Annotated in this window: 8 protein-coding genes; 1 reads left to right on the top strand and 7 read right to left on the bottom strand. The window is 71.4% G+C overall.

Going from position 1 to position 5344, the window contains the following annotated elements; all coding sequences use genetic code 11:
- From V5O40_RS27715 to V5O40_RS27685, 7 genes are all read right to left on the bottom strand, one after another.
- A partial coding sequence (locus V5O40_RS27715; protein WP_332908182.1) for an NAD-dependent epimerase/dehydratase family protein occupies positions 1–190 on the bottom strand: 190 nt, incomplete at its 3' end.
- Positions 191–237: 47 nt separating this feature from the next.
- Positions 238–1245: an aldo/keto reductase gene (locus tag V5O40_RS27710; protein WP_332908181.1), complete on the bottom strand. Its 1008-nt coding sequence runs from the start codon at positions 1243–1245 to the stop codon at positions 238–240.
- 44 nt (positions 1246–1289) lie between these two features.
- Positions 1290–1490 (bottom strand): hypothetical protein, encoded by a 201-nt coding sequence (locus V5O40_RS27705; protein ID WP_332908180.1) that lies wholly within the window; start codon positions 1488–1490, stop codon positions 1290–1292.
- Between the two features lie 67 nt (positions 1491–1557).
- Positions 1558–1977, bottom strand: coding sequence for a type II toxin-antitoxin system VapC family toxin (locus V5O40_RS27700; protein ID WP_332908179.1), 420 nt, complete (start codon positions 1975–1977; stop codon positions 1558–1560).
- On the bottom strand, positions 1967–2236 hold the full coding sequence (locus V5O40_RS27695) for a type II toxin-antitoxin system Phd/YefM family antitoxin (protein ID WP_332908178.1): 270 nt from the start codon (positions 2234–2236) through the stop codon (positions 1967–1969). The genes V5O40_RS27700 and V5O40_RS27695 overlap by 11 nt, the downstream gene beginning before the upstream one ends.
- Positions 2237–2289: 53 nt before the next feature.
- Positions 2290–3612 (bottom strand): low temperature requirement protein A, encoded by a 1323-nt coding sequence (locus V5O40_RS27690; protein WP_332908177.1) that lies wholly within the window; start codon positions 3610–3612, stop codon positions 2290–2292.
- Between the two features lie 45 nt (positions 3613–3657).
- Complete coding sequence (locus V5O40_RS27685; RefSeq protein WP_332908176.1) at positions 3658–4236, bottom strand: TetR/AcrR family transcriptional regulator; 579 nt, start codon at positions 4234–4236, stop codon at positions 3658–3660.
- Between the two features lie 136 nt (positions 4237–4372).
- Between V5O40_RS27685 and V5O40_RS27680 the strand changes: the two genes are divergently transcribed.
- Complete coding sequence (locus V5O40_RS27680) at positions 4373–5317, top strand: SDR family NAD(P)-dependent oxidoreductase (protein WP_332908175.1); 945 nt, start codon at positions 4373–4375, stop codon at positions 5315–5317.
- Positions 5318–5344: the final 27 nt, after the last annotated feature.

Raw genomic sequence — 5344 nt, 5'->3', positions numbered from 1 at the left:
GGTGCACCGGGGCGCGCCCCGGCCCGCCCCCGGCGGGCCCCCCCGGCCCCCCCCCTCCCCCCCCCGGGCGGGGGGGGCCGCCCCGCGGCGGGCGTCGTACCAGCCGGGTCACCTGGTGCCCGTCGGCCACGAGCAGGTCGACCAGCCGGGTGCCGAGGAAGCCGGACGCGCCGGCCATGAGGATCCGCATGCCCTCCATCTTCGGGTACGCGCGACGACCCGGCCCGGTCGAGTCGGTCACGCCGGCGTGACGGCCCCGTTCGAGCGAAGCGCCGACAGGTGCCGCTCCACCTCGTCGTAGGCGTCGGCGGGCAGCGGCCCGAGGGTGAGCACCCGGGTGTTCTCCTCCACCTGGGCCACCGTGCGGAACCCGGGAATCGGCACCGTACGCGGACTGCGCGCCAGCAGCCAGCCGAGCGCGCCCTGGGCGAGGGTACGGCCGTCGACGGTGAGCGCCTCGCGTACCCGAGCCACCCGCTGCGCCCACTGCGGTGCCGGCCGGCCGTCGGTGAACCAGGGCAACCACTCCGGTGCCCGCCCCCGCACGTCGTCGTCGCCCAGCGACCGGGTGGCGGCGGTGAGCAGCCCCATCGCCAGCGGCCCCCGGTTGATGCTGGCCAGGTCGTACGTGTCGCAGACCGCGAGCATGTCGGCGTTGTCCCGCAGCACGGACTGGTCGTGTTGGATCGCCGTGCAGTGCGGGGCGGCCGGGGCGAAGGCGGCGGCCGAGGCGGGGTGGTCGGTGCTCCACCCGTACGCCCGGATCTTGCCCTGGGTGACCATGCTCTCCAGCGTGTCGACCAGGTCGAGCGCGAGCGCCGGTGCCAGGTCGTTCAGGTGCAGTTGCAACAGGTCGACGTGATCGGTGCCGAGGCGGCGCAGCGACGCCTCCAGGCTGGCCACCGCGTACTCGGGACGGTGGTCCTCGCCGGTGGCCCGGCGGGTCGCCTCCTCGGCGGTGTAGCCGAACTTGGTGGCGATCACCACCTGGTCGCGACGGCCGGCGAGCGCCCGGCCGAGCACCCGCTCGCTGTGCCCGGCCCCGTAGTTGCTGGCCGTGTCGAAGAAGGTCACCCCGTGCTCGATCGCCGCGTGCACGGCCCGCACCGACTCCTCGTCGTCCACCTCACCCCAGCCCAGCGGCTGCCGGTAGTCACCCCACAGCGGTCCGCCGATCGCCCAGCAGCCCATGCCGATGGCGCTGACCTCGATCCCGCTGCGACCCAGTTTCCGTGTCGTCGTCATGCGGCCAAGCGTCGCGCTTGGAGCGCACTCGAAGTCAAGCGCACTCACGCGACCTCGTGAGTGGGGGTGGCGGTGGCGCGTACGGAGGTGAGGATCGCGTCGATGCGGTCCACGTCGGCTGGGGTGAACAAACGACTCCGGCCCGCGAAAAGCCACAGCCCGTCGGCTGATCGCCGGGCGGGCTCGATGTCGTCGGCGGCACCGACACCACTGTCGGCGAGCATCCGCTCCAACTCGGCGACCATTCGTCGGATCAGCGCCCAGCCGGCAACGCGATCGAACGTCGGGCGGTCGGCAGCCGCACAGCTTTCGTCAGGGGCGGCGTACGGGTCTGATGCTGACCAGGTCCACCAGACCGGTGAAGTCGCTCGGATTGGTCGTGTAGAGCGGTAACCGGTTGGCGTGGGCCACCGAGGCGATCATCAGGTCGGCGATGCGGCGACGAGTGGTGCGACCGGCAACCAGGACCGCGCCGGTGATCAGACCGAAGGCGCGCGCTGCCTCGGCGTCGAAGGGTAGTGGGTCGAACGTGGCCTCGGTGTGTTGCAGGACGCTTGTCCGTCGCGCCCGCTCGGCGGGGTCGTCGGTGTGGTGTGGACCGGCAGAGAGCTCGGCGAGCGTGACAGCGCTGATCACCATCTCCTCGGGTAATTCCTGAGGGTCGAGGGCACCCAGGTGAATGACGATTTCCGTGTCGATCAGCCCACGGTCGGCGGGCGAGTCACCACTCACGGTCGGACAGGTCCTGGTCGACTGCCGAGTCGAGGTCTCGGCGGAACCGCCCCGCATCGAGGGTGGGCGCGGTGGCGAAGGCGGCCATCACCTCGGCGCGTGGCACGTAGGTGCGTCGCCGGAGCGGGATCAACTTGCCGATCGGCGTGCCGTTGCGCGTGATGATGAAGGATTCACCCCGCTCCACACCGCGCATGATCGAGCCGGACTCGTTGCGCAACTCTCGTTGGGTGATTTCCCGGTGCGCGTGCTCTGCCACAGCCACATGCTAGGCGGGGGTGCTACAAAGTGCTACAACCTGATCCTTTCACATCAGGTCGTGCCGGGGGGTTGGCCGTGCCAGCGGGCGCGGTAGGCGGCCTCGTGGGTCTCGTGGGCGGTCCGCTCCTCGAAGACCACCGCGCGCAGCGTGTGCCGGGCCTCGGACATGAAGACGACCTCGGCGAAGACCAGGCCGACGCAGATCGCGGTGAGCAGGCCGAGGGCGACCAGCCCGGGCATCGGCATGGCGACCGGAATGGCGGCGAGCAGGACGACCAGGGTGGCGACCCGGGTCCAGCTCAGCGTGTGCAGGGTGCGGAGCTGGAAGGCCATGTTGCCGAGCAGGTAGAGGAACACCCCGCCGAACAGCATCGGCACGTTCGCCCCGTGGGCCGGCTCGGTGACCGGTACGCCGGGTTCGGCGACGTCGTGCACGATGCCCTCGGCGCCGAGGGCGAACAGGATGATCCCGGCGATCATCGGCAGGTAGAGGTAGGCGTAGGCGTCGCGGGCCATCAGCACCCGGGCGGGGCCGAGGGTGGCGTGCAGGGCGATCCGGGCGGCCGGGCCGATCAGGTCGTAGTGCACCCACCACAGGGCGGCGGTGAAGAAGATGCCGAGCACCGCGGCGGTCACCCCGGGCCAGGTCGGCGCCTGGCCGAGCAGGTTGCTGCCGACACCGACGGAGATCACCGACTCACCGAGCGCGATGATCAGGATCAGGTCGTACCGTTCGGTCCAGTGCTCCGCCGAGGTCACCTGCCAGCCCCAGGTGCGCGCCAGCAGACCAGTGCCGTACTGGAGCAGCACCACGCTCACCCAGAGTGCGTCGCGGACGAGCGCGGCGGTCCCGGCATCGGCGATGTGGGTGGGTAGCAGGGCGGCCACCAGCAGCAGCGCGGTGCTCAGCGCCAGCTCGGGGGCGTACCGGAGCAGTTGCCGGCGCTCTGTCGGGTTGTCGCGCACGACGTGCAGAAACAGGATCAGGTGGATGGCCCGGATGACCACGTAGCTGACCGCGACCACGACCGGACCCGCCTCCTCCTTGTGGTCCATGAACGCCTGCGGCAGGGACAGGGCGAAGCAGAACAGCGCGGCCATCCCGACGACCATCAGCACCGGTACGAAGCCCTCGCCGATGCGGATGCGGGTGGCCACCACCGTGTGCACCACCCAGCACCACCAGAGCACGGCCAGTACGAGTGCGGCGTGCAGCAGCTGGCGGCCGTTGATGTTGGCGGCGGTGGCCCGGGTGATGATGAAGAACGAGAAGACGAAGACCAGGTCGAAGAAGATCTCGAACTTGTCGACCCGGGCGCCGGGCGCGATGCCGACGGCCGGCCCGAGCCGCCCCCGCCAGCCCACGTCGCCCACGGGCTGAGTCTGGCAGCGCCGACCTGGGCGTATGCCCGTTTCCGATCAGTCCGGCCGGCGGTACCGCAGGCCGTCCATCAGCAGGTCGAGCAGGCGGCGGGCCTGGTCGCGCTGTTCCCGGCCGCCGGCGGCGAGCGAGACTCCGCTGAGCCCGGCGAGGACGTCACCGGGGTCCACGTCCGATCGGACGGTGCCGGCCGCCGCGCCCGCCGCCAGCAGTCGGTCCAGGGCGGCGAGCAGCCGGTCCCGGCTCTGCGCGAACGGGTTGGTGCCGGCGGCGATCACCAGGCGCAGCGCGTCGGCCATCTCCCGCTTGGTGGCGAGGTAGTCGATGAAGCGGTCCATCCAGGCCCGGATCGCCGCCTCCGGCGTCAGTTGGTCGAGCAATTCCGCGGCCGAGTCGCAGAGCCGCTCCAACTCGTTGCGGTAGGCGGCCTCGACCAACGCCTCCCGGGTGGGGAAGTGCCGGTAGAGCGTGCCGATGCCCACTCCGGCGTCGCGGGCGATCTGCTCCAGCGTTACCTCCGCACCGGACCGGGAAAACGCCCGGACGGCCGCCTCCAGCAACCGTCGGCGGTTGCGCAGCGCGTCGGCGCGCAACGGTCGGGATGGCTGCTCCGGCACATTTCCTCCTGACAGTCGGCCTCCGCCCGGTTGGCAAACGGAGGATCCTCCGGTTAGCCTGGCGGTAACGGAGGAGCCTCCGCTTCTCATCGTAGTGGCGGACAGAATCGCCGCACACCTGAGACAAGGATGGATCATGACCATCGGCACACCTGTCAGCACCCCGTTCACCGCCGAGTCCACCGCGCTGGAGGTCGTCGCGGGCATCGACCTCACCGGTCGTCGAGCCGTCGTGACCGGCGGCGGGTCGGGCATCGGTGTGGAGACCGCCCGGGCGCTCGCGTCCGCCGGTGCCGACGTCACCCTCGCCGTCCGCAAGCCCGAGCAGGGGGAGCGAGCGGCGTCGGAGATCATCGGTACGACCGGCAACGACCGGGTCGCCGTGGCCCCGCTCGATCTGGCCGACCCGGCCTCGGTGGCGGCCTTCGTGGCGAACTGGGACGGCCCACTGCACATCCTGGTCGACAACGCCGGCATCATGGCCTCGCCCGAGATGCGTACCCTGCAGGGCTGGGAGATGCAGTTCGCCACCAACCACCTCGGGCACTTCGCGCTCGCCACCGGCCTGCACCCGGCCCTCGCCGCCGCGCAGGGTGCCCGGATCGTCTCGGTCAGCTCGGCGGCACACCTGCGCTCGCCGGTCGTCTTCGACGACATCAACTTCGAGCGTCGGCCCTACGAGCCGTGGGCCGCGTACGGACAGTCCAAGACCGCGAACGTCCTCTTCGCCGTCGAGGCGAGCCGGCGCTGGGCGGACGACGGCATCCTGGCCAACGCCCTGCACCCCGGCGCGATCCGCACCAACCTCCAGCGCTACGTGACCGAGGAGGAACTGGCCCGGATGCGCGCCCAGAGCGGCCCGGCCACGGCATCCTGGAAGACCCCGGAGCAGGGTGCCGCCACCTCGGTCCTGGTCGCCACCTCGCCCCTGCTCGACGGCGTCGGCGGCCGCTACTTCGAGGACTGCCAGCAGGCCGCCCCGCACCAACCCGGCACCCGCACCGGCGTAGCCCCCTACGCCCTAGACCCCGAATCCGCCCACCACCTCTGGACCCTCAGCACCCGAACCCTCACCCCCTGACCCGACCACCCCGCCCTCCACCCGTGT

Source organism: Micromonospora palythoicola, assembly GCF_036689795.1.
GTDB classification, from domain to species: Bacteria; Actinomycetota; Actinomycetes; order Mycobacteriales; family Micromonosporaceae; genus Micromonospora; species Micromonospora palythoicola.
Note: the sequence above shows the minus strand (reverse complement) of the source record. Positions and strands in the feature narration are given on the sequence as shown.

Bases quoted from the DNA above. Each gene is read 5' to 3' on its own strand.
- V5O40_RS27680 (WP_332908175.1), top strand. From the start codon at position 4,373: ATGACCATCGGCACACCTGTCAGCACCCCGTTCACCGCCGAGTCCACC.
- V5O40_RS27710 (WP_332908181.1), bottom strand. From the start codon at position 1,245: ATGACGACGACACGGAAACTGGGTCGCAGCGGGATCGAGGTCAGCGCC.
- V5O40_RS27705 (WP_332908180.1), bottom strand. From the start codon at position 1,490: ATGGTCGCCGAGTTGGAGCGGATGCTCGCCGACAGTGGTGTCGGTGCC.